The sequence below is a fragment of the Paractinoplanes abujensis genome, from assembly GCF_014204895.1.
Classification (GTDB): domain Bacteria; phylum Actinomycetota; class Actinomycetes; order Mycobacteriales; family Micromonosporaceae; genus Actinoplanes; species Actinoplanes abujensis.
The window spans coordinates 4,923,314-4,945,027 of the sequence record NZ_JACHMF010000001.1 but is presented as its reverse complement, the minus strand read 5'-3'; the positions used below and the strand labels follow the sequence as shown (position 1 = coordinate 4,945,027).

The window sequence follows — 21,714 nt, the reverse complement described above, 5'->3', positions numbered from 1 at the left end:
GTCAGCGCCCCCGAGGCTCGTACTGGTTGCCGCCGGCGTTGTTGCTGCGGGTGTCGTACGGCGAGCGGTTGCGGTCGTGCGGGAGCGGCAGCCGGTGCACGATCTCGGACACGATGGCGTCAGTCGTCCGGCGGTTGAGCTGCGCGTCGGCGGTCGGGATGATGCGGTGCGCGAGCACCGGCACGGCCAGCGCCTGCAGGTCGTCCGGGAGGACGTAGTCGCGGCCCTCGAGCGCGGCCACGGCCTTGGCCGTGCGCAGCAGCTGCAGCGTCGACCGGGGGGACGCGCCGAGACGGATCTCGGGGGCCTCCCGGGTCGCGGTGACCAGGGCGATCGCGTACTGCTGGACGGCCTCGGCGGCGTGCACGTCACGCGCGGTGGCGATCAGCCGGCGGACCATGGCGGCGTCGGCGACGGCCCGCAGGTCGTTCAGCGGGTCGTGCGCGCCGTGCCCGCCCAGCATGGCCAGCTCGGCCCGCGGGTCGGGGTAGCCCATCGCGATGCGCGCGGTGAACCGGTCACGCTGCGCCTCGGGGAGGGGGTAGGTGCCCTCCATCTCGATCGGGTTCTGCGTCGCGATCACCATGAACGGCGCCTGCAGCTCGTACGTCGTGCCGTCGACGGTGACCTGCCGCTCCTCCATGCACTCCAGGAGGGCGGACTGGGTCTTGGGTGACGCGCGGTTGATCTCGTCGCCGACCACCAGGTTCGCGAACACGGCGCCGGGCTTGAACTCGAAGTCGCGCTGCTCCTGGTTGTAGACGCTGACGCCGGTCACGTCGCTGGGCAGCAGGTCGGGCGTGAACTGGATGCGCCGGACGGAACAGTCGATCGAGCGGGCCAGCGCCTTGGCCAGTTTGGTCTTGCCCACGCCGGGCACGTCCTCGATGAGGAGATGACCCTCGGCCAGCAGAACCGCCAGAGCGAGACGAACCGTGGCGCTCTTGCCCTCGATGACCTGTTCGATATTGGCCATGATGGCTTGCGTCGCGGCGCGGAAGTCCTCGTTCGGCATCGGTCCACCGGGCTCGTCCCAGGTCGGGGTTGTCACGGGCCTCCTCCAAGTTGGTGTGCGCGCCAATCTTGCGCAGCCGGGGCGAAAGGGCAGCGAAAAGCTGAGCGAGCCGCCCCGTCACCCACAGGTTAGCCCGATCACAGCAACTCGCCGAGGTCGGCCGTCGGCCTGATTCGACAACCGTCAACCGGACATGCGTATCAGATAGGTAAAGAATCAGACATCGCTCTAGTTATATTTGCCGATGTTCAAGAGAGTCAGCCATCGACGGGCCACACAAGTGAGGTGGGGCCGGCGGGGGGTTTTGCCCTGCTCGCGGCCGCATCTGAGCCCGATCGAGAGGGGCTGAATTGAGACCGTTTTCCGTACCGTCCGCGACCCGGCGGGTCGGGGCGGCGGCCGCCGGTGTCGTCCTGCTGGCAGCGTTGTTGCCCGCGCAGGCGCAGGCCGCGCCGGTACCCGGCGCAGTGACCGGGGCCACCGACAGCAAGCAGCAGCGGCGAGCCGACTACGACAGCCGCCAGAACCTGGCCGCCGCCGCGGCCGCGCAACCGACCGCCGCCCTGAGCCGCGCCGTCGTGCCGGCACCCGCGGGCAACGCGGTGAAGACTCTGCGTGACTCCCTGGGTGTACAGGGGATCGTCGACATCGACCGGGCGACGGGAACTCCGCGCCGGGTGGCGAAGCTCGACGGGTTCCTCACCGGGCCCAGCACCAAGAAGCCGGCGAAGATCGCGCTCGACTACGTCAAGGCCCACCCCGAGGTGTTCGGCATCGACGCGGCCGACCTCGCCACGCTGGTGCTGCGCCAGGACTACGTCGACGTCGAGGGCACCCACCACCTCAGCTGGGTGCAGGTGGCCGACGGCGTGCCGGTCTTCGGCAACGGCCTGAAGGCTCACGTGACCGCCGACGGCCGCCTCGTGCAGGTCGACGGCTCGCCGCTCAAGGCGCTGCCGTCCAGTGCCGGCGCCGCGAAGGTCTCGGCCACGGCCGCGCGCGCCGCCGCCGTGAAGGACGTGTTCGGCACCTCCACCGCCAAGGTCACCAAGACCGAGGGCGGCAAGACCACGTTCAGCGACAAGGGCAACGCCAAGCAGGTCTGGTTCCAGACCGCCTCGGGCCCCCGGCTGGCCTGGCAGACGATCGCCGTCGACGAGGGCTACGTGCACGTCGTCGACGCGGCCAGCGGCGAGGTGCTCTACCGCAAGAGCACGATCGCGAACGACCGCGCCGACGTATGGCAGAACTACCCGGGCGCGCCCAAGGGCGGCAAGCAGCAGCCGGTCGACCTGGCCGGCAAGGGCTGGCTGCCGAACAACGCCCGCGTGCTCAGCGGCAACGTCGCGCACGTCTGGTCGGACGTCAACGACAACGACCTCCCGGACGCCTCGGAAGAGGTCGGTCCCTCCGGCGTACGGTCCTGGAACTACCCGTTCGTCGACTTCAACGACGAGGTCGGGGGCCTGTGCTCCGACGCGTACCCCTGCTCGTGGGACCCGGAGACGCCGAACTCGTGGCAGACCAACCGCAAGCAGAACGCGGTGCAGCTGTTCGCGTTCCTGGGTACCTTCCACGACCACCTCAAGGCCGGCCCGATCGGCTTCACCCGGGCCGCCGGCAACTTCGAGGCGCAGGACGGCGACGCGGTGCAGGGCCAGGCCATGGACGGCGCCAACACGGCGGACGGCCTGCCCGACGCCAACCACACCGACAACGCCAACATGAACACCCCGCCCGACGGCATCCCGCCGGTCATGCAGATGTACCTGCTGAGCCCGGGCCCGAGCTCGGTCGCCGCCAACACCGGCGACGAGGCCGACGTGGTGTTCCACGAGTACACCCACGGCCTGTCCAACCGCCTCGTGGTCGACGCGGACGGCAACTCGACGCTCAGCGACCAGCAGGGCGGCGCGATGGGTGAGGCGTGGAGCGACTTCTACGCCTGGGACTACCTGGTGGCCAAGGGCCTGGAGAAGGACACCGCCAAGCCCGGTGAGGTGCTGGTCGGCAAGTACTGGACCGCAGGCGGCACGATCCGCTACGAGGCCCTGGACTGCCCGGTCGGCTCGGCCGCGACCGAGTGCGCGGGCACCCCGGGCGCCGGTCCCGGCGGCTTCACCTACGGCGACTACGGCAAGATCTACGCCGGTGGCCCCGAGGTGCACGCCGACGGTGAGATCTGGGCGCAGACCCTGTGGGACCTGCGTCAGGCGGTGGGCAGCAAGACCGCGCAGTCGATCGTGACGCGCGGCATGGAGCTCTCCCCGTCCAACCCGTCCTTCCTGGACATGCGCAACTCGATCCTCGCCGCCGACCTGGTCGTCAACAAGGGCAAGAACGCCAAGACGATCTGGAAGGTCTTCGCCAAGCGGGGCATGGGCTACTTCGCCGCCGCGATCGACGGAGACGACGCGCAGCCGGTCGAGGACTTCTCGACGCCGCCGTCGGCCAACACCCCGCGGGGCACCCTCAAGGGCAAGGCGACCGACTCGGACACCGGCGCCGCGGTGGCCGGCCTGACCGTCGCCTTCGGCGGCCACGCCTCCGGCTTCGCCGGTGACTACCGGGCCACCACGGGCGCGGACGGCACCTACACGATCTCGGGCATCATCCCGGGCACGTACGCCAAGGTCTACGCGCGTGGCGCGGGCTACGACCAGGTCGTCAAGACGCTGTCGATCAACTCGGGCACCAAGACCGAGAACTGGTCGGTCCGCAAGGACTGGGCCGCCTCCTCGGGCGGCGCGTCGATCGTCAGCTTCACCGGCGTCGACTACACCCCGTACGGCTGTGGCCCGAACGAGCTGATCGACCAGTCGCAGCTCGCGGGCTGGGGCTCCGAGATCGAGACCGAGGCCGGGCAGAACGCCGTGATCCGGCTCTCCGGCACGGTCGACGTCTCCGAGCTCGTGATCAACCCGTCGGCCACCTGTGGTGACGACGAGACCGCCTCGACCGGTGGCTACCGCGTCGAGACCTCGGTCGACGGCACGACCTGGGCGGTCGCCGCGAGCGGCACCTTCCCGGCCGGCACCGTCACGCCCACCCCGGTCGCGCTGGCCGCGGGCACCGGCGACGGCATCGGCTTCGTCCGGTTCACGATGTTGACCTCGCAGGGCCAGGACGCGGGTCTCTGCCCGGCCGGCCAGCCGCCGACGGTCAGCGGCTGCGTGTTCCTCGACAGCACCGAGCTCGCCGTCTACGGACAGGCCGGCTAGTAGTACGGGTGATACCGGTCGCCGTCTCCGGGCGGCGACCGGTATCATGCAACACATGGCTCGGCGTTTCCTGCTTCTTAGCCGGCCGTGCTGATTCCGCTGCAACAGCGGCCCAGCACGGCGACCCCTCCTGCGTGAGGGGTTTTTTCATGCCCAGAGCCGCCCTTAGACGAGAAGACGGATGCCGACGATGAGCAGCGAGTCAGAGACCCCGAAGTTCCGTTACACCGCCGCGCTGGCCAACGAGATCGAGCCGCGCTGGCAGGCCTACTGGGCCGAGAACGGGACGTTCCAGGCGCCCAACCCGGCGGGCGAGCTGGCCGATCCCGCGCACCCGCGGTTCGGCGCGCCCAAGCTGCACGTGCAGGACATGTTCCCGTACCCCTCCGGGGCGGGCCTGCACGTCGGGCACCCGCTCGGCTACATCGGCACCGACAGCTACACCCGGTACAAGCGCATGGCCGGCTTCAACGTGCTGCACCCGATGGGCTTCGACGCCTTCGGCCTGCCCGCCGAGCAGTACGCGGTGCAGACCGGCACGCACCCGGCGGTCACCACGGCGGCCAACGTCGAGCGCTACAAGAACCAGCTGCGCCGCCTGGGCCTGGCCTACGACGACCGGCGCTCGTTCGCGACCACCGACCCGGAGTACTACCGGTGGACGCAGTGGATCTTCCTGCAGGTCTTCAACTCCTGGTACGACACCACGATCCGCAAGGCCCGCCCGATCGCGGACCTGATCGCGGAGTTCGAGTCCGGCACCCGTCCCACGCCCGGTAAGACCTGGGCCGAGCTGTCACCGGTCGAGCGCCGGCAGCTGATCGACGACCACCGCCTGGCCTACGTCAGCGAGGCCCCGGTCAACTGGTGCCCCGGCCTGGGCACGGTGCTGGCCAATGAGGAGGTCACGCCGGACGGGCGCAGCGAACGCGGCAACTACCCCGTGTTCCAGCGCAACCTGAAGCAGTGGATGATGCGGATCACCGCGTACGGGGATCGCCTGGTCGAGGACCTGGACACGCTGGACTGGCCGGAGCCGGTCAAGCTGATGCAGCGCAACTGGATCGGCCGGTCCCGCGGGGCCCACGTCGACTTCACGGTCGGCGCTGACAAGATCACCGTCTTCACCACGCGGCCCGACACCCTGTTCGGCGCCACCTACATGGTGCTGGCGCCCGAGCACGAGCTGGTCTCCCGCATCGCGCCGAAGGACTGGCCGACCGGCACGAACGCGAAGTGGACCGGTGGCGCCGCCACGCCCGGCGAGGCGATCGCCGCCTATCGCGCGGCCGCCGCGGCCAAGACCGAGGAGCAGCGCACCGAGGGCAAGGAGAAGACCGGCGTCTTCACCGGCGCGTACGCGACCAACCCGGTCAACGGCAAGGACGTGCCGGTCTTCATCGCCGACTACGTGCTGGCCGGCTACGGCACCGGCGCGATCATGGCGGTGCCCGGCCAGGACACCCGCGACTGGGAGTTCGCCGAGGTCTTCGAGCTGCCCATCATCCGTACGGTGAAAGCTCCCGACGATTTTGAGGGTGCCTTCACCGGCGAGGGTGTGGCGATCAACAGTGACTGGCTGGACGGCAAGGGCGTCGCCGAGGCCAAGGCCGAGATGATCACCTGGCTGGAGCAGCACGGCCACGGCAAGGGCGCGACCACGTGGCGCCTGCGCGACTGGCTGTTCAGCCGGCAGCGCTACTGGGGCGAGCCGTTCCCGATCGTCTACGACGAGACCGGCCTGCCGGTGGCGCTGCCCGAGTCGATGCTGCCGGTCGTGCTGCCCGACGTCGACGACTTCTCGCCCCGCACGTTCGACCCGGACGACGCGGACAGCGAGCCCGAGACCCCGCTGTCGCGCAAGAAGGACTGGGTCAACGTCGAGCTGGACCTGGGCGACGGCCTGAAGTCGTACACCCGCGAGACCAACACCATGCCGCAGTGGGCCGGTTCCTGCTGGTACGAGCTGCGCTACCTGGACCCGCACAACGACAAGGCGCTGGTCGACGCGGACAACGAGGCGTACTGGATGGGCCCGCAGCGCGACGGCGACTGCGGTGGTGTCGACCTGTACGTCGGCGGTGTCGAGCACGCCGTCCTGCACCTGCTGTACGCCCGGTTCTGGCACAAGGTCCTGTACGACCTGGGGCACGTCTCGTCGTTCGAGCCGTTCCGCCGGCTGTTCAACCAGGGCTACATCCAGGCGTACGCGTTCCGCGACGAGCGCGGCGTCATCGTGCCCGCCGAGGAGGTGGAGGAGCTGGGCGGCCGGTACTACTACCGCAACACCCAGGAGGTCTTCCGCGAGTACGGCAAGATGGGCAAGTCGCTGAAGAACGTCGTCACCCCCGACGAGATGTGCGAGCAGTACGGCGCGGACACGTTCCGGGTCTACGAGATGGCGATGGGCCCGCTGGACGTCTCCCGCCCGTGGGAGACCCGGGCGGTCGTGGGGTCGCAGCGGTTCCTGCAGCGCGTGTGGCGTCTGGTGGTCGATGAGGAGACCGGAGCCGTACGGGTGGGGGACGAGCCGCTGGAACCGGCGGTGCGCAAGACGCTGCACCGGACGATCGCGGGCGTCCGCGAGGACCTGGACGAGCTGCGCTTCAACACCGCCATCGCGAAGCTGATCGAGCTGACCAACACGCTGACCCCGCTGCCGTCGGCGTCGCGGGAGGCGGTCGAGCCGCTGCTGCTGATGCTGTCGCCGTTCGCGCCGCACCTGGCCGAGGAGCTGTGGGGCAAACTGGGGCACGCGGGCACGCTGGCCTACGCCGACTTCCCGGTGGCCGACCCGGCGCAGCTGGTGGCCGAGTCGATCACGTATCCGGTGCAGATCAACGGCAAGGTCAAGGCGCGCGTCGAGGTGTCGCCGTCGGCCCCCGAGGCCGAGGTGCGCGAGCAGGCGCTGGCCGCCGTGGTGGACGCACTGGCCGGGCGGACGCCCAAGAAGGTCATCGTCGTCGCGGGCCGCCTGGTCAGCGTCGTCGTCTGACGCCCTCCGAACACGGAAAAGGCCCACCTCGTCCGAGGTGGGCCTTTTCCGTTGATCAGGCTGCTGTGGCGGCGGCCTTCTTGGCCGAGCGCTTCCACCAGAGGACGATGCTGGTGGTCAGGGTGAAACCGATGAGGGCCGGGGCCAGCGACAGCGGGCTCATCTCGCCCGGCTTGACGACTGCCGCGCCGATCACCGCGTACGAGATGGCCGACGGGATCGAGGCCAGCGTGGTGCCCAGCAGGTAACGCTTGCGGCAGACGCTGGTGGTGCCGTACGCGTAGCCGACCAGGCCGAACGGGGCCAGCGGCAGGAACCGGACGAGCAGCACAGCCGAGAGGCCACGACGGTTGAGCCAGCCGTCGAGACGGTCGAGCTTGCCGCCGGAGCGGGCGGCCAGCGCGCCCCGGCCGACCCAGCGGCCCGCGTAGTAGGTGGCGGCGGCCGCGATCACGGCCGCGGCCAGGGCGGTCGCCGCGCCGGTGGCCGCACCCAGCAGGGCGCCGCAGGCCAGCGTGATCGCCGTGCGGGGGACGAGCACCGAGAGCAGGAGACCGCCGATGACCGCGATGCCGACGGCGGCCGCGGGGCCGAGGGCGGCGACGGTGTCGGCGATCTCGCGGATCGGCAGCACCGCGGCCGCGGCCGCGATGCCCCCGACGACGACACCGAGAACGCCGAACCGGACGAGTCGGCGCTTCCAGCCCATCTCGGACTTTTCGCCGGTGGTCTGCTGGGGCTGAGAAACCTGAGTATCCGCCGCGAGATTCACGCCCCGCGGGGCGATCAGGATGTCAGTCATGCAGGCGTACCGTCCCTTGCTCGTCGGGTCTGTTTCAGGAGCCGGCTGCGGCGAGGCGTTCCGCTCGCAGTTTGTCGGGCCAGGTGTCGTCGACCGGGGAAAGACTATCCGCGCCGATCGCCCAACGCAGTAGCAGATCGGCTATAGCTGGGTTGCGAGCCAAAGCCGGGCCGTGCGAGTAGGTGCCCAGGATCTTCCCGTGCCAGGCTCCCTCGGTTTGCCCGTCATTGCCAACCCCGGCCGTCACCCGGGCGAGCGGCGCCACCCCGGGCCCGAGGTGCGTACGCCCGCCGTGGTTCTCGAAACCGGTCAGCGGGGGCAGGCCCAGCCGCGGGTCGATGTCCCCCCGGATCTCACCCACCGCACGGGTCTCGCCGCGGTCGGAATGCAGGTCGAGCAGCCCCAGGCCGGGGCACTTGGCCCCCTTGGCGAAGAACGAGTGACCGAACAACTGGTAACCCGCGCAGATGGCCAGCACGGCCGCGCCCTGGTTGACCGCCCGGTGCAGGCCGCCGTCGGTGATCAGCCGCTGGGCCGCCAGGGCCTGCGGGCCGTCCTCGCCGCCGCCGATCAGATAGATGTCGGCTGTCGAGGGCATGGGCTGGTCGGAGCGTACGGAATACGTCTCGACGGGGATGCCGCGCATGGCCGCCCGCCGGCCCAGGATCAGCAGGTTGCCCCGGTCCCCGTACGTGGAGAGCAGGTCCGGATAGATCCAGACGATGCGCAGGACGCTCTCAGTTGACACGGTCCAACTCCGCTCGGATGTCCTGGAACGCCGTGTAGTTGGCGATCACCTCGAGGCGGCCCGGCGGCACCGACCGGAGCGCCTCCTCGAAACTCAACACGTGCCGGAAACCGATTCCGTTCACCTCGAGGCGTACGGCGAGGTCGAACGCCCGCTCGCCGGTGATCAGCACCGGCCGGTCGTGCAGGGGCGAGAAATCGACGTCGTAGAGCCACGAGGTGTCGAAACCGTCGGGGTCGCGGGCGTTGATGGAGAGCAGCGTCGGCGCCTGCTCGGCCATGTCGAACGCCTCGAGCCAGCTGGCCGGGTTCTTGGCCAGCAGCAGGCGGATGTTGCGGCCGTCCCGGTCGACCTGCGCGTACCGCCCGGCGATGGAGGCCACCGTGGCCAGCCGGGGGAGCGCCTCGATGGGCCGCACGCCGAACTCGGCCGCCACGGCCAGCGCGGTGGCCGCGTTGCCCAGGTTGACCGTGCCCGGCAGCTGCAGCTTGACCAGGTGCCAGTCGCCGCGGGGGTCGATGACGCCGTCGTCCTCGACGCGCCACTGGGCCTGCGGGCGGCGCAGCGGGCAGCCCGTGCACCACCAGTCGCCGTTGGCCCGCTCGATCGGGTCGCCGCTCTCGGGGCACACCACCGAGTCGTCGGTCCAGCGCTGGCCGGCGCTGAACCAGGTGATGTGCGACGAGCCCCGGGCCGCCCACACGACCATCGGGTCGTCGGCGTTGGCCACCACCGAGATGTCGGGGTGCCCGGCCAGCGCGGTGCGCCACATCTGGGCCATCATCGCGACCTCTTTGGCCCGGTCGAGCTGGTCGCGCGAGAGGTTGAGCAGCGCCACCACGCGCGGGTTGGTCTCGTCGATCACCCGGGCCAGGTAGTGCTCGTCGACCTCGAGCACCGCGAACGGGGTCGAGCCCGCCTTGGCCAGGGCCGAGGTGTGCCCCGTGGGCATGTTGGCGCCGAACGAGTTGGTGGCCACCGGGCCGAGCACGCCCAGGCCGGCCGCCGCCAGCCGGGTCGTGGTGGTCTTGCCGTTGGTGCCGGACACCAGCGCGATCGCGCGCCCGGCGGCCAGGTTGCGCAGCAGATCAGGGTCGATCTTCAGACCGATCCAGCCGCCGATGACCGAGCCGTCGCCGCGCCCGGCGGCCCTGGAGAGTGCGGCCGCCGTCTTCGACACCGACGTCGCGACCTTGGCCCGCAGGGGCATTTTCCCGTCCGTCACGGGAGACGAGCGTACCGGACCCGGCTGTCACGTCGAGTTGCCGAGCATCCGGTTCCGGACACCCGGCCGGCCGTCTCCTCCCCACCCTCCGGCCCAGCCATTTACCAGTGACCATTTTCGCCGGTGAGAAAGGTTTGAACGGCGGAAGAGTGAAATTGCGGTGTGCGTCACCCGAATGGTTCCGAGCAAAAATGTGTTCTGATTCACGCGTAACCTTCGACCCTCGGTAATTCACCAATCACGAGTCGTCATGGCAATTCTTGCCGCCTAGTAACAAATCGGACACTGTCCACTGTGCCAAACACTCTCTGTTACTGAACCGGTTCCCCCAGAGCGCCCGGAATCGGTGTAGCAAGGTCTGGCCGGCAGCACCCGCTGCCTGACTCGCGACGACCTGGCTTACGCCGAGCCCTGCCCCGGGCCGGTCGTCTCGACCACCCGCACCATGAACAACCACAAAGGCATACGGGGGCAGGGACGGGGGAACCATTTCCGGTTCACTCCGCCGCCACCCGCTCCGGTGGCGATCACGGAGAACCTTGGGGTGAAGTCGCTCCGGCGACCGGGCACACCTTCCCGCCCGAACCCGACAGCTAACCTCGCAGGCGTGCCGGAGGGATATCTCTACCGTGCACGAACACAGTTCGAGCCGTGGCCGCCGTTCGCTCGGTGCCGGCGCCATCGCACTGTCTCTGGGTCTCTGCCTCTGCGCAGGCCAGCTGATCGCCCCGTCGCCCGCCAGCGCGGCCCCGATCGTCACCGCGGCGGCTGCCGCCAAGGCGAAGGTCAAGCCGTCGGTCCGCAGCTCCATCTCCACGCGGTCCGTCACCTACGGCGGCAAGATCAAGGTCACCGCGAAGTACATCAACCCGGCCAACGGCAAGGTGATCACTTCGGGGACCGTGCGACTGCAGGCGCTCCGCAAGAGCAAGTGGGTCAACCTGTCGGCCAAGACGCTGGGCAAGAGCGGCAGCGTCACGCTGACCGGCGAGCCGCACGTGAGCGGCGCGGTTCGCGCCTACTACGTGGGCACGCCGACCTACAAGGCGGCGGCCGGCGGCAAGTTCTCGGTGACCGTCAAGCCGAAGTCGGCCCCCGCTCGCACCAAGATCATCAACGAGGCGAAGAAGCACGTCGGCTCGCTGTACAAGTACGGCGCGTCCGGCCCCTCCCGCTTCGACTGCTCGGGCTACACCATGTGGGTCTACAAGAAGGCAGTCGGCAAGAGCCTGCCCCACAAGGCCAACTCGCAGCAGAAGTACGGCAAGTCGGTCGCCAAGGGCAGCAAGCAGATCGGCGACCTGATCATCTTCCGTAACGGCTCGTACGGTTACCACGCCGGCATCTACGCCGGCAGCGGCTACATGTACGACTCCCCGCACACCGGCGCGCGGGTGTCGAAGCGCAAGATGATCGGCTCGAACTACGTGGTTCGCCGTCTGGTCTGACGCCGAGCCTGACTCAGCGGGACGTGTCCGGTTCGGGCGCGTCCCGCTGTCACGCCACGTCGGCTTTCTCCCGTACGCGTCCGGCCCGGCAGTCCCGAGCTGCCGTTCCTCGCGCCGGGTGACCCGCCACGTTTCCCCCATCCCGGTCGCTCATCCCCGCTGCCCACCTGCTGCGGCCGGACCGCACCCCAGCGCCACCCCATCCCCGGAACGCCGGGCCGCCCCACGCGGCCCGGCGTTTCTTCACGTCCGGTCCCGCTCTAACCGCGCCCGGCCGGGCCCGTTCTGCCAACGCCCAGCCTGCTCTGTCCGCGGCCGGTCTGGTCCGCTCTGCGTGCGCCCGGTCCGGCCGACGCCTCCCTGTCCTGCGCCGCTTCCGCTTCCTGGCGGCCTTGGCCACCCCGGCCGCGCCCTCCCGTTCCGTGCTGCCCAAGCTCCGCCGCCAGCCGTGCCGTCCGCCGGCCGTGCCGCCGTGCCGCCCGCCGGCTCTGCTGTGCCGCCGGGCCGCCACCTATATATAGGGCCCTCGCCTTACACCCGAAGCCCCTTGATCAGGGCGTTGTCCACAGTCCGGGGTTGTCCACAGGGCCGCGCCCCAAGATCCACGATTTTGACCACAATCTGCGGTGGCGGTGGGCCCCCTGGGAGGGCGGGTCAGGGGTGGGGCGAGTCAGGGGTGGGCGAGTCAGGGGTCGGCGACCAGCAGGGCATCGCCCCTTCGTCCTCCACTTTCCTCCCCCGTGGGGGTTGACATCGTGGCCGTCTGGGATGTTTGGGCGTGTTTGGGATGGTTCTTGACAGGGGCCCCGGGAGGATGTCGGAAACCGGACGTGGTTGATCATGCTTGGCCCCTCCACTTCGCACCCACCTCGTTGAGCTGCGGTTTCGTCTGCGAATGGGGTTCGCGACCCCGCTCATTCGGCTTGCGGGTGGAGGGAAGTGGAGTAGAGTGGAGCGCAGTGGCAGGGCCGAAAAGTCGAACCAGACCTGAGGGGCCTGCCGGCCCGAGTTGACAGGCGGACCGCGAACCGCCCGGGGCAGGGGGTAGGGGCCGATGTTTCTCGGCACGCATACTCCGCGCCTCGACGACAAGGGGCGGCTGATCCTTCCGGCGAAGTTCCGTGATGAGCTGGCGGGAGGTGTCGTGATCACCAAGGGGCAAGAGCGCTGCTTGTATGTGTTCCCGATGCCGGAGTTCCAGCGCATCGCCGGTCAGCTGCGTGAGGCGCCGGTCACCAACAAGGCGGCCCGGGCTTACAGCCGGGTCTTCTTCGCCAGCGCGCACGACGAGGTCCCGGACAAGCAGGGGCGGGTCACCATCCCCGGCCATCTGCGGGAGTACGCGGCCCTCGATCGCGAGCTCGTCGTCATCGGCGCGAGCACGCGTGTGGAGATCTGGGACAAGCAGTCCTGGGAGGACTACCTCGCGGCGAGCGAAGACGAGTTCGCCGACATCGAGGAGGGGGTGCTGCCCGGCGGACTGTAGGCACGGCACTCGACTGGGCCCGCGAAGGCCCGGACGCTGCCGCTTCCGTACTGCGAGATCTCCAGCCGCTCCCGCTCCTGGCGCCTCTTCCCCGGCGCCAGGCGCGTGTCCGGCCAAGGGCGAGCCCGATTGGCAACGGGCACGAGCGGATGGGGATCTGGCGGTACGGGCGGGCGTCCGGGAAATGCCGCGGAACGGGTGACGTACGCGGGCGTCGGCACAAACAACCGGCAGGTCGGTGCCGGGCAGGGCGCGCGGGACAGTCGGGGTGGGGCGATGGGGGTCGTTATGGGGGAGCTTCGCGGCACGCACGTGCCGGTGCTGCTCGAGCGCTGCCTCGAGCTGCTCGACCCCGCTCTCCGGCTGCCGGGCGCCGTGCACGTCGACTTCACGCTGGGCCTGGGCGGTCACGCCGAGGCGGTTCTGGAGCGCTATCCGGACGTGGTCCTGGTCGGACTTGACCGCGACACCGAGGCGCTGGCGCACTCGCGGCACCGGCTCGCGCGGTTCGGTGAGCGGGTCAAGCTGGTGCACGCCGTCTACGACGAGCTGCCCCGCGTGCTCGGCGAGCTGGACCTGGCCGGGTTCCACAGCGGACTGTTCGACCTGGGTGTCTCGTCGTTGCAGCTGGACGAGGCGGACCGCGGTTTTGCGTACGCGCAGGACGCCCCGCTCGACATGCGGATGGACCAGACCTCGGGCATCACCGCCGAGCAGGTCGTCAACGAGTACGAGCCGGGCGAGCTGGTCCGGATTCTGCGGCAGTACGGCGAGGAGAAGTTCGCGCAGCGGGTCGTGTCGTCGATCGTGCGCGAGCGGCAGAGGGGCCGGATCACGTCCACGGCGCGACTGTCCGAGCTGGTCAAGGAGTCGATCCCGGCCGCCGCGCGACGAACGGGTGGAAATCCCGCGAAAAGAACGTTTCAGGCGCTACGTATTGAGGTAAATGGCGAACTCGCCACGCTCGAAGCCGCCGTGCCGGAGGCTTTGGACGCCTTGGCCCCGAAAGGGCGCCTTGTGGTGATGAGCTACCAATCTTTGGAGGACCGGATCGTCAAGCGTGCCCTCACCGCGAGGTCGCGCAGCACCGGGCCGGTCGACCTGCCGGTCGAGCTGCCCGGGACGGGTCCGACGCTGCGGCTGCTGACAAGGGGGTCGGAGCCGCCCAGCGAGCAGGAGGTCGCGGCCAACCCGCGAGCGGCTTCGGTGAAGCTGCGCGCGGTCGAGCGCATCGACCAGGCAACACCCGGGGCCGCCCGCGAACGGCCCCGATTGACTACAACGCACGGGGGACAAGGGCGGTTACGCCCGGGGGAACGCGAAGAGGGGGAGGGGAAAGCATGAGCGAGCGCACCTACGCGCCGCGGTCGGGGGGCCGGACCGCGGACGAGCAGCGTCCGGCCACCGGGCGGCGCCAGCCGGGGTCGAGCCGCGATGCGGACGCCCCGGGAAGTGCCGGCCGGGGGGCGCGGCAGTTCGCCGGAGCGGAGGACGGCGGAGCTCGCCGGTCCGACACGCGCCGGTCAGGGACACGGAGCAAGGAAGAGAAGCGGACGCCGGCCGAGGCGCGCCGCGAGCGGGACGAGCGCCGCGCGACGCGTGACGACCGGCCGGGCCGCGACACCCGTACGGGCCGTGACGAGCGGACGAGCCGTGACGAGCGGGCGGGCCGCACGACCCGCGAGCCGGTCGCGCGGGCCAAGACTCGCACCACCGAGGGCGCGCGGGCCAAGACGCGTACCACCGAGGGCGTGCGGCCCAAGACCCGCAACACCGACGCCGTACGTGCAAAGACGCGCACGGCAGAGGGTGCACGGGGTCGCAGGGTCGAGGCCCCGGTCGACGGTGCGGCCGCGCTGCAGCTCGAGGTGACCGCCGCCGAGCCGCTGCGGACGACGGGTGAGGTGCCCGCCGCGCCGCGGCTGCGCGTCGCTCCGCCGCCACCGATCCACGGTGGACCGCGAGCGCCGTTCGTGGCGGGCGTGATCGGCGTGGTGATCGTCGGGGTGCTCGGCATCCTGCTGATCAACACGAAGACCAACGAGAACTCGTTCCGCATCGCCGACCTGCAGAAGCAGAACACCGCGCTGGAGAATCAGCGGCAGGATCTGGACAACCAGCTGGTCGAGGCGTCGAGCATCGGCAATCTGGACGCCGCGGCCCGCCGGCTCGGCCTGGTGCGGGCCGACATCCGGGAAGTGGCCAAGCTGCGGCTGCCCGACGGCAAGATCATCCAGGTGCCGAAGCCGGTGCAGGGCCAGCCGTCGATCACCCAGCCCGACGCGGCGACCGACAAGGGCGGCGGGAACATCTCGCCCGCCGACGGCACGGGGCGGTAGCCACCGATGCCGCCGCGAGCCGACGACACTCCACCGCGCCGGGGCGCTCAGCCCCGGCGTGGCACGTCTCGTGACGTCTCCGCCGAGGGTGACGAGGCGCCGAAGCCGAGCCGGGGGTTCGGCGGTATCGGTGACGCGCGGGCCTACACCCCGCGCGGACGCACCGTGGCCGAGCGTGATCAGCGCACCCGTTCGCCGCGGGCCGGGCGCACGTCCGACCCGTTCCGTCCGGCGTTGCAGGTGCTCGACGGCGGTCAGCCGCCGCGCCGGGGCCGGCCCGCCGTGGACGAGCCGTCCGACCGGGTGGGGAAGAGGACACCCGAGCGGAAGACCCCGGAGAAGAAGCAGCCGCCGCGCAGCCGCCGGCCCGAGCCCGAGGACGACGACGAGGACGACATCCGTCCCGTACGGCGGACGAGCGGGCGCATCGTGGCCGACCGCGAGCGGGTCCGCACGACCGCGGCCAAGCCGGGCCGCACGACCGCGGCCAAGCCGGGCCGTACGGGACGTCCGACGGCCTCACCCCGTACGGGAAAAGCGGCCGGACCACGACGGACGGTGAGCGGACCGCGGGTCGACCGGGCCGTCCGCGCGGTCGCGCCCGAGCCGCCCCGCCTGGCCAACAGCACTCGGCGGCTGCGGGTCGGCGCCGTCGTCGCGCTGTCCCTGTTCGCGATGATCGGCATCCGGCTTGTGGTGCTGCAGGTGGCGTCGTCCCCCGAGGACGCGCAACGCCTGGTCGCGCTGCGTAAGGACCGTCTGGCCGAGGTGCGTCTGCCCGCCCCGCGCGGCAGCATCTTCGACCGCGAGGGCGCCGTGCTCGCGCACAGCGTGAAGGCCCGGTTCGTGGCCGCCGACCCCGGGCTGATCAAGGACCCGGTCAACACCGCGGCCATCCTCAGCCCGATGATCGGCGTGGCCCAGTCCGAGCTGGTGCCGCTGATGACACCGCACAAGCGGCCCGACGGCCTCGACGCCCGCTTCGAGTTCCTGAAGCAGGGTGTCGACATCTCGGTCGGCGACCGGATCAAGGCCATGGAGCTGCCCGGCATCGTGGTCAAGGAGGACGAGCGGCGCGACGTGCCGAACGCCGACCTCGCGGCTAACCTGATCGGGTTCACCGGCGCCGACAACTCCGGCCTGGAGGGTCTCGAGGCCCGGTACGACTCGCTGCTGCGCGGCACCGACGGCGAGCGTCAGTTCGAGATCGGCAAGGGCGACCTGAACAAGCCCATCCCGGGCGGGTTCGAGAAGTACACGGAGCCCCAGCCGGGCACGTCGCTGCAGCTCACGATCGACAGCAAGCTGCAGTACGAGGTGCAGCGGATTCTGGCCAAGGAGAGCAAGCGGACCAAGGCCACCATGGCCGGCGCCGTGGTGATCGACGTGAAGACCGGCGAGGTGCTGGCCCAGGCGAGCTACCCGATGTACAACGCGGCCAAGCCCGGCGACTACAAGCCGACCGAGCGTGAGGACGCGCCGAGCAGCGTCGTGGCCGACCCCGGTTCGGTGCACAAGGCGTTCATCTTCGGGGCGGCGCTGCAGGAGGGGCTGATCTCGGACGACTCGGTGCTGACCATCGGCCCGGCCGTGGAACGCGGCGGATACCGCTTCCAGGACGGTCACATGCAGAAGAAGGGCACCAAGATGACGATGCCCGGCCTGCTGGCGCTGTCGTCCAACGTCGGGACCATCCTCATCGCGGAGCGGCTGGGCAAGGAGAAGGTCGTCGAGTACCAGCGCAAGTTCGGGCTGGGCCGATCGACCAACGAGGGCATGCCGGGTGAGGCCGAAGGCCGCATCCTGGCCCCGGAGGAGTGGAGTGGCTCGGCGTACGGCTCGGTGCCGATCGGCATGAGCGTGGACGCGACACTGGTGCAGATGGCGGCCGGCTATGCGGCGATCGCGAACGACGGCGTGTACATCCAGCCCCGCCTGATCAAGTCGATGATCTCGGGCCGGGACGGCGAGGTCACCGAGGCCGCCCCGCCCGCGACGCACAAGGTGCTCGACCCGGGCGTGGCGGCGCAGCTGCGCAGCTGGATGGAGTCCGTGGTCGACAACAAGGGCGCGACCGGAACCCAGGCGGCCGTCCCGGCGTACCGGGTGGCCGGCAAGACCGGCACGGGCAAGCGGCTCATCGACGGGCAGTACACCAGCGCCAACTACGGCTCGTTCATCGGGATGGCCCCGGCCGAGAACCCGCGTTTCGTCATCGCGGTGTCGGCCGACGTGCCGGTGGGCACCGGCGGCGACGTGGCCGCACCGGCCTTCTCGGAGATGATGTCGTACGCGTTGCTGCACTACCGGGTGCCGCCGTCCTCGACGCCGGCGCCGAAGTTCAAGATCCATCCATGACCCTCTGCATGGCGTTTTCCGCGCGGGGCCGGGCACGGGGTAGGGTCTGACGCCGTGTCCGGCATTCCCCGTCCCGCAACTGTTGCCCCGTATCGTCTGGCCCGGTTGGCGGCGCTGTTGCCGGCGACCCTGAGCGGCGCGGACGTCGAGGTCACGGGCGTCACGCACGACAGCCGGGCGGTGCGCCCGGGCGATCTCTACGCGGCGCTGCCCGGCGCCCACCGGCACGGTGCCGAGTTCGCCGGCGACGTCGCCGCGTCCGGTGCGGCCGCCGTGCTCACCGACGCCGGCGGGCACGCCGCGGCCACCGCGGCCGGGCTGCCGGTGCTGGTGGCCGACGACCCGCGGGCGGTGCTCGGCACGGCCGCGGCCGCGATCTACGGCGACCCCTCGGGCCGGCTCACGATGATCGGGATCACCGGCACCGCGGGCAAGACCTCGACGGCATATCTGGTGGAGTCGGGCCTGCGCGCGGCCGGGCGGACCACCGGGCTGATCGGCACGGTCGAGACCCGCATCGGCGACCTCGTCGTGCCCAGCGTGCGCACCACCCCCGAGGCCACCGACCTGCACGCGATCCTGGCCGCGGGCCTCGAGCGCGGGGTCGAGGCCGTGGTGATGGAGGTGTCCAGCCACGCCCTCGCGGTCGGCCGGGTCGGCGGCATCGGCTTCACCGTCGGCGGCTACACCAACTTCGGCCTCGACCACCTCGACTTCCACGCCGACGCCGACGACTACTTCGCGGCCAAGGCCAAGCTGTTCGACGGGCGCAGCCGGTTCGAGGTGCTCAACCTCGACGACGCGGCGCTGCGCCCGCTGTTCAAGCCGGCCACGATCAGCTACTCGGCGGCCGGGGATCCGGCGGCCACGTGGTGGGCCTCCGACGTGCGGCCCTCCGAGTTCGGCCAGCGGTTCGTCGCGCACGGCCCGGGGGTCGAGGTCGAGGCGGGCGTGGCGCTGCCCGGGCGGCACAACGTGGCCAACGCCCTGCTGGCCCTGGCCGCGCTGGTGGCCGCGGGCGTCGATGCGCGCACGGCGGCCGGCGGCATCGCGGCCTGCCCCGGGGTGCCGGGACGGCTCGAGCAGGTGACCGCCCCGGGCGAGGTGCTGGGCGTGGTCGACTACGCGCACAAGCCCGACGCGATCGTGGCCGCCCTGGCCGCGCTGCGCGAACTGGCCACCGGGCGCGGCGGCCGGGTGATCGGCCTGATCGGGGCCGGGGGCGACCGCGACAAGGGCAAGCGCCCGCTGATGGGCGCGGCCGCGGCCCGCGGAGCCGACCTGGTGATCGTCACCGACGACAACCCCCGCACCGAGGACCCCGCGGCCGTCCGCGCGGCGGTGCGGGCCGGTGCCGAGGAGGCCGGGTCGGGTGCGAAGATCATCGAGGTTCCCGGCCGGCGGGCCGCGATCGACGAGGCCGTACGGCTGGCCGGCCCGGGCGACGTGATCGCGTTGCTGGGCAAGGGACACGAGCGGGGCCAGGAGGTGGACGGCCAGATGTTGCCGTTCGACGACCGCATCGAGCTCGCCGAGGCGCTGACCGCCGCGGCCGGGGGTATTTCGTGATTCGTCTGACGCTGGGGGAGATCGCGGAGATCACCGGCGGCCGCGTCGTGCACGCGGAGCCGGGGCTCGAGGTCACCGGGGGAGTGGAGTACGACTCCCGCAAGATCGGCCCGGGTGGCCTGTTCGTCGCGTTCGAGGGCGAGAAGGCCGACGGCCACGAGTTCGCGGGCACCGCGGTCGCGGCCGGGGCCGCCGCCGTGCTGAGCACCCGCGACACCGGGCAGCCGGGCGTGGTCGTCGAGGAGCCGCTGCAGGCGCTGGCGGCGCTGGCCCGGGTGGTGGTCACGCGGCTGGACAACCTCACGGTCGTGGGGCTGACCGGGTCGTCGGGCAAGACCACGACCAAGGACTACATCGGTCAGTTGCTGTCCCGGGTCGGGCCGACGATCGCGCCCGCCGGGTCGCTCAACAACGAGCTGGGCTTTCCGTACACGGTGCTGCAGGCCGGTGCGGACACCCGGTTCCTGGTGCTCGAGATGGGGGCCCGGGGGATCGGGCACATCCGCTACCTGACCGAGATCGCCCGGCCGTCGATCGGCGCGGTGCTCAACGTCGGGGCGGCCCACATCGGCGAGTTCGGCTCGGTCGAGGGCACCGCGCGGGCCAAGGGCGAGCTGGTCGAGGCACTCCCGGATGCGGGAGTGGCGGTGCTCAACGCCGATGACCCGCTGGTGGCCGGGATGGCGCCACGCACCCGCGCTCGCGTTTGTCTCGTTGGCGAATCTGACATTTCTGAATTGCGGGCCTCCGACGTCAGCGTCGACGCTCAGGGCCGGGCCTCCTACACGCTCCACCACGATGGCCGGGACGTGCGCGTCGTGCTCGCCGTCGCGGGGCGTCACCAGGTCGCGAACACCCTCGCGGCGGCGGCCGTGGCCCTCTCGGCCGGCCTGCCGTTCGACGACCTGGCCTCCGCCCTGGGCGAGGTCGGCATCGTCTCCGGCCGCCGCATGGACGTCTTCACCCGCCCCGACGGCGCGACGGTGATCGACGACTCGTACAACGCCAACCCGTCGTCGACGGCGGCCGCCCTGCAGGCGCTCGCCGCGATGGCCGGCGGGCGCCGCACCACCGCCGTGCTCGGCTACATGGCCGAGCTCGGCGAGCACGAGCGTTCCGGTCACGAGGAGGTCGGCCGGCTCGCCGCCGGGCTCGGCGTGGACCGGCTGATCGTGGTCGGCGCCGAGGCCGCCCCGATCGCGACCGGCGCCGAGACGGCCGAGGGCTGGACGGGCGAGGCGGTCGTCGTGCCCGATCAGGCCGCCGCCACCGAGATCCTGGCCGGTGACCTCGGCCGCGACGACGTCGTGCTGGTCAAGGGTTCCCGCTACCGCACGTGGGACGTGGTGGACGCGCTGCGCCCCGAGGAGGTTCGCCCGTGAGGGCAGTCATCGTCGCGGCCGCGGTCGCGTTCATCATCTCGCTGTTCGGCACACCGATCGCGATCCGGGTCTTCACGGCGCTCAAGGCCGGCCAGCCGATCCGCACCCTCGGGCCGGCGACCCACCAGGGCAAGAAGGGCACCCCCACGATGGGTGGGGTCGCCTTCATCATCGCCACGGTCTTCGCGTACGTGGCGGGGCACATCGCCCTGACGACGCTGCCCGAGCGGCAGATCGCGCAGGAGTCGCCGACCATGACGGCGCTGGTCCTGCTCGGCTTGTTCGTGTTCTGCGGCGTGGTCGGCTTCCTGGACGACTTCCTCAAGGTGCGCCGGCGCAACTCCGACGGCCTGAGCGCCAAGGGCAAGCTGCTCGGCCAGTTGCTCGTCGGCGGCGCGTTCGCGGTCGTGGCGCTCTACGTGCCCAGCACCAACGGCGAGACCGTGGCCAGCGAGAAGATCTCCTTCATCCGCGACATCGACCTGCTGGACGTGGGCAAGGTCGGCTCGGTCATGGTCTTCGTGTTCGTCATCATGGCCATGTCGAACGGCGTGAACCTGACCGACGGTCTCGACGGCCTGGCCACCGGCGCCTCGATCCTCGTGCTGGGGGCGTACGCGCTGATCGGTTTCTGGCAGTACCGCCACTGGTGCGGCGACTCGGACTACGCCCGGGTCAACGACTACTGCTACCAGGTGCGCGACCCGCTGGAGATCGCGATGATCGCCGCCGCGGCGGCCGCCGCCTGTGTGGGCTTCCTGTGGTGGAACACGTCCCCGGCCCGCATCTTCATGGGCGACACCGGTGCGCTCGGGCTGGGCGGCCTGATCGGTGGTCTGGCCGTGGCCACCCGGACCACGCTGCTGTCGGTCATCATCGGCGGCCTGTTCGTGATCATCACGATGTCCGTGGTCATCCAGATCATCTCGTTCAAGACCACCGGCAAGCGGGTCTTCCGGATGTCGCCGCTGCAGCACCACTTCGAGCTGGCCGGGTGGAGCGAGGTCAACATCGTCGTCCGGTTCTGGATCGTCGCCGGCATCTGCGTCGCCATCGGCTTGGGACTGTTCTATTCAGACTTCCTCGCCGTCATGGGATAGATATCTCTCGCGACACGCCAAGCGCC

The 21,714-nt window shown here is 70.8% G+C and carries 14 protein-coding genes and 1 riboswitch; of the genes, 10 read left to right on the top strand and 4 right to left on the bottom strand.

Features of this window, described 5'->3' with window-relative positions; all coding sequences use genetic code 11:
- Position 1 precedes the first annotated feature (1 nt).
- The gene (locus tag BKA14_RS22265) at positions 2–1,051 is read right to left on the bottom strand and encodes an AAA family ATPase (protein WP_184952829.1); all 1,050 of its coding nucleotides are present in this window, start codon (positions 1,049–1,051) and stop codon (positions 2–4) included.
- 314 nt (positions 1,052–1,365) lie between these two features.
- Between BKA14_RS22265 and BKA14_RS22260 the strand changes: the two genes are divergently transcribed.
- Together BKA14_RS22260 and leuS are read left to right on the top strand one after the other, a co-directional pair.
- Complete coding sequence (locus BKA14_RS22260) at positions 1,366–4,236, top strand: M36 family metallopeptidase (protein ID WP_184952828.1); 2,871 nt, start codon at positions 1,366–1,368, stop codon at positions 4,234–4,236.
- 190 nt (positions 4,237–4,426) lie between these two features.
- The gene (gene leuS / locus BKA14_RS22255; RefSeq protein WP_239092769.1) at positions 4,427–7,231 is read left to right on the top strand and encodes a leucine--tRNA ligase; all 2,805 of its coding nucleotides are present in this window, start codon (positions 4,427–4,429) and stop codon (positions 7,229–7,231) included.
- Positions 7,232–7,286: 55 nt separating this feature from the next.
- On the opposite strand, the gene BKA14_RS22250 is transcribed toward leuS, so the two are convergent.
- The 3 genes from BKA14_RS22250 to BKA14_RS22240 are packed head-to-tail and all read right to left on the bottom strand — an operon-like array spanning position 7,287 to position 9,991.
- A complete protein-coding gene (locus tag BKA14_RS22250) occupies positions 7,287–8,033 on the bottom strand; it encodes a TVP38/TMEM64 family protein (protein ID WP_184952826.1) in 747 nt (248 codons plus the stop codon).
- Positions 8,034–8,067: 34 nt separating this feature from the next.
- The gene (locus tag BKA14_RS22245) at positions 8,068–8,781 is read right to left on the bottom strand and encodes a type 1 glutamine amidotransferase (RefSeq protein WP_184952825.1); all 714 of its coding nucleotides are present in this window, start codon (positions 8,779–8,781) and stop codon (positions 8,068–8,070) included.
- Entirely contained in the window at positions 8,771–9,991 is a 1,221-nt protein-coding gene (locus BKA14_RS22240) for a MurT ligase domain-containing protein (protein WP_184956885.1), read from the bottom strand. The genes BKA14_RS22245 and BKA14_RS22240 overlap by 11 nt, the downstream gene beginning before the upstream one ends.
- A gap of 459 nt (positions 9,992–10,450) precedes the next feature.
- Positions 10,451–10,629: riboswitch (cyclic di-AMP (ydaO/yuaA leader) on the top strand.
- 6 nt (positions 10,630–10,635) lie between these two features.
- Between BKA14_RS22240 and BKA14_RS22235 the strand changes: the two genes are divergently transcribed.
- The 8 genes from BKA14_RS22235 (at position 10,636) to mraY (ending at position 21,688) form a co-directional block, all read left to right on the top strand.
- Positions 10,636–11,454 carry a C40 family peptidase gene (locus tag BKA14_RS22235; protein WP_184952824.1) on the top strand — a complete coding sequence of 273 codons (819 nt, stop codon included), beginning with the start codon at positions 10,636–10,638 and terminating at the stop codon, positions 11,452–11,454.
- Between the two features lie 1,054 nt (positions 11,455–12,508).
- A complete protein-coding gene (mraZ, locus tag BKA14_RS22230) occupies positions 12,509–12,940 on the top strand; it encodes a division/cell wall cluster transcriptional repressor MraZ (RefSeq protein ID WP_184952823.1) in 432 nt (143 codons plus the stop codon).
- 288 nt (positions 12,941–13,228) lie between these two features.
- Entirely contained in the window at positions 13,229–14,284 is a 1,056-nt protein-coding gene (rsmH, locus tag BKA14_RS22225; protein WP_184952822.1) for a 16S rRNA (cytosine(1402)-N(4))-methyltransferase RsmH, read from the top strand.
- Positions 14,281–15,279, top strand: a complete 999-nt coding sequence (gene ftsL / locus BKA14_RS22220; protein WP_184952821.1) for a cell division protein FtsL — start codon at positions 14,281–14,283, stop codon at positions 15,277–15,279. The genes rsmH and ftsL overlap by 4 nt, the downstream gene beginning before the upstream one ends.
- Positions 15,280–15,285: 6 nt before the next feature.
- Entirely contained in the window at positions 15,286–17,637 is a 2,352-nt protein-coding gene (locus BKA14_RS22215; RefSeq protein WP_184952820.1) for a peptidoglycan D,D-transpeptidase FtsI family protein, read from the top strand.
- A gap of 54 nt (positions 17,638–17,691) precedes the next feature.
- Positions 17,692–19,206, top strand: a complete 1,515-nt coding sequence (locus tag BKA14_RS22210) for a UDP-N-acetylmuramoyl-L-alanyl-D-glutamate--2,6-diaminopimelate ligase (protein WP_184952819.1) — start codon at positions 17,692–17,694, stop codon at positions 19,204–19,206.
- Positions 19,203–20,588, top strand: a complete 1,386-nt coding sequence (locus BKA14_RS22205; RefSeq protein ID WP_184952818.1) for a UDP-N-acetylmuramoyl-tripeptide--D-alanyl-D-alanine ligase — start codon at positions 19,203–19,205, stop codon at positions 20,586–20,588. Before BKA14_RS22210 ends, BKA14_RS22205 begins: the two co-directional genes overlap by 4 nt.
- Complete coding sequence (gene mraY, locus BKA14_RS22200) at positions 20,585–21,688, top strand: phospho-N-acetylmuramoyl-pentapeptide-transferase (RefSeq protein ID WP_184952817.1); 1,104 nt, start codon at positions 20,585–20,587, stop codon at positions 21,686–21,688. Before BKA14_RS22205 ends, mraY begins: the two co-directional genes overlap by 4 nt.
- Positions 21,689–21,714: the final 26 nt, after the last annotated feature.

Bases quoted from the DNA above. Each gene is read 5' to 3' on its own strand.
- leuS (WP_239092769.1), top strand. From the start codon at position 4,427: ATGAGCAGCGAGTCAGAGACCCCGAAGTTCCGTTACACCGCCGCGCTG.
- BKA14_RS22250 (WP_184952826.1), bottom strand. From the start codon at position 8,033: ATGACTGACATCCTGATCGCCCCGCGGGGCGTGAATCTCGCGGCGGAT.
- BKA14_RS22240 (WP_184956885.1), bottom strand. From the start codon at position 9,991: ATGCCCCTGCGGGCCAAGGTCGCGACGTCGGTGTCGAAGACGGCGGCC.
- mraZ (WP_184952823.1), top strand. From the start codon at position 12,509: ATGTTTCTCGGCACGCATACTCCGCGCCTCGACGACAAGGGGCGGCTG.
- rsmH (WP_184952822.1), top strand. From the start codon at position 13,229: ATGGGGGAGCTTCGCGGCACGCACGTGCCGGTGCTGCTCGAGCGCTGC.
- ftsL (WP_184952821.1), top strand. From the start codon at position 14,281: ATGAGCGAGCGCACCTACGCGCCGCGGTCGGGGGGCCGGACCGCGGAC.
- BKA14_RS22215 (WP_184952820.1), top strand. From the start codon at position 15,286: ATGCCGCCGCGAGCCGACGACACTCCACCGCGCCGGGGCGCTCAGCCC.